The organism is Vibrio sp. 1069 (assembly GCF_033340555.1).
On sequence record NZ_JAWOWP010000798.1, the window covers coordinates 1 to 550 of the forward strand.

Here is a 550-nt window from a genome sequence, read left to right on the forward strand (position 1 = left end):
CTTGGTAGCCGCTCATGCCGGGCATCATAATGTCGAGTAACAGCAGTTCCGGCTTTTCTTGTTCAACCAGCGCCAGCGTTTCTGGGCCATCTGAAACGGTACGAACGCGGTATCCTTCTAGGCGCAAGAAGCTTTCCAGTACTCGCAAGTTAACGGGTTCATCATCTGCGACGTAAAGCAGTGGGCCATCAGGGTTCTCTGGTAGCGATAAGTCGTCGCCATTTTCCAAATTAATCTCAGGAATTTGAAAGTGCCCGCGCGCCACTAAGGTTTGAGTTGCTTGGATTTCCTCTTCGCTGGCCAATGGCAAGGTGAAACTAAACGTGGTGCCGACCATCGGCTGACTGCTCACGTAAAGTGATCCGCCCATCAACTCAATCAGTTGGCGGCTAATCGATAGTCCCAGTCCCGCACCTTGACGATAGCGACTTGCATCTTGACCAGCTTGAATTAAAGGCTCAAAAATATGCTCAAGATGCTCTGCTGGAATTCCCTGACCAGTATCGACCACTTGCACGCGGACGTGATCGTCAACAATGGTAGCGGAAAT

General features: G+C 50.9%; 1 protein-coding gene. It reads right to left on the bottom strand.

Features of this window, described 5'->3' with window-relative positions:
* Positions 1 to 550: ATP-binding protein (locus R7040_RS29125; RefSeq protein WP_318097998.1), on the bottom strand; the 550-nt coding region annotated here is incomplete at both ends.